This is a genomic window from Romboutsia faecis, from assembly GCF_014323405.1.
In the GTDB taxonomy this organism is placed as follows: Bacteria; Bacillota; Clostridia; order Peptostreptococcales; family Peptostreptococcaceae; genus Romboutsia_E; species Romboutsia_E faecis.
In genome coordinates this window covers 1-1308 of the sequence record NZ_JACRWE010000027.1, presented here as the reverse complement: position 1 = coordinate 1308, position 1308 = coordinate 1, and the positions used below count along the sequence as shown (strand labels likewise).

The 1308-nt window shown below is 23.0% G+C and carries 2 protein-coding genes; both read left to right on the top strand.

The features are described from left to right. The first annotated feature begins 340 nt into the window (after positions 1-340). A complete protein-coding gene (locus H8923_RS16915) occupies positions 341-820 on the top strand; it encodes a helix-turn-helix domain-containing protein (protein ID WP_187127997.1) in 480 nt (159 codons plus the stop codon). 33 nt (positions 821-853) lie between these two features. Beyond that, positions 854-1066: a hypothetical protein gene (locus tag H8923_RS16910; RefSeq protein WP_153973369.1), complete on the top strand. Its 213-nt coding sequence runs from the start codon at positions 854-856 to the stop codon at positions 1064-1066. The last annotated feature ends 242 nt before the right edge of the window (positions 1067-1308 follow it).

Below are 1308 nucleotides of genomic sequence, written 5' to 3'. Positions count from 1 at the left end.
GGGGTGATTGGGGGTTAAATAGGGGTTATGAGGGGGTTAAATTTACCCCATAGTTTATATTTCTTGTCACCAAGTTAATTTATTAACTTTTAGAGTATTGCTAGGCTTTGCCTAGCTCACCATTAGAAATGGTGACAAAAACTCCTTATGCTCTTTTTTAAAAAAACAAGTTTTTTTAATCTAGTAAGTTTTTCGCTAACTCAAAACTTATTTTTAAAATAAATTTTCATAAAAAATAATTCAAAATAAATGCAAAAACAATTTATATTTTTAGAGGAAGTATAATTTCTTTACTGAAAATAAATACAAAAGTATTTATTTTATTAGGGGGATATTTTTTATGGAAAAAGAAGAATTTAATAAATTAAAAGTGCAAGATCAAGTTGAATATATAAATCAAAAATTAGATAGAAAAAGTTTAACAGAAATATGTAAAGACATAAATATATCTAGGGCTACAATAAGGAAAAGATTTTTAAAACAAGGATACTTATTTGATAAGAGTAATAATAAATATAAATCATCCTCTGAAACAAATAATAAGGCTCAGAAAGAAAATAAATGCGAAAATAATACAAAAGTGTTAGAAGAAAAAATACAAGCCTTAGAATCGAAAATAGAGGCTATAGAGAACAAATTAAATAATAATTATAGTGGGATAGATATAAAAAAATTTGAAGGAAAAACAGTATCAAGATGTTATAGACTTTATGAAGAAGTTCAAAAAGATTTTAGTAAATTTTGTAAAGAAAATTCAAATTATAAGGTGCAAGATATATTATCTATGGCATTATATGAGTATATGAAAAAGAGTAACTAAATTTAAATATTTTAAGAGAAGGGGATTTATTTAATGAGTAAAAGTATTAGGGAAAAAAAGAAATATTTTAATTGTCCATTGTGTGGAATTAAACATAAAACTCCAAAAGTAAAAGGAGAGGCTATTAGTCTAATACAATGTGAATGTGGTTGTGGATCATGGATTCAAATAAAAAATGGATATCATATTCCTTCAAAAGAAGGGTTAAGACCAATGAATACAATAAAAGTAGATATAAAGATGTAGTTATATTTTTATAAAAATAGATAAATAAAAAAATAAAGTAAAATACATAATAAATACAAATAATACAGATAAAAATAAAGTTAAAATATAAAATAAATTAATTTATATGGAATTTACAAAAATTAAAAAAATAAAGTTTCATAAATAACAAAATAATAAAAAAAGAGTGAGTGTAGAGGAATGTTGTTATTCCAATATGTTCACTCTTTTTTATTTCAACTAGTCCCTAAACCTAAATTTAG

Coding starts and splice junctions, on each gene's coding strand:
- H8923_RS16915 (WP_187127997.1), top strand. CDS start 341: ATGGAAAAAGAAGAATTTAATAAATTAAAAGTGCAAGATCAAGTTGAA.
- H8923_RS16910 (WP_153973369.1), top strand. CDS start 854: ATGAGTAAAAGTATTAGGGAAAAAAAGAAATATTTTAATTGTCCATTG.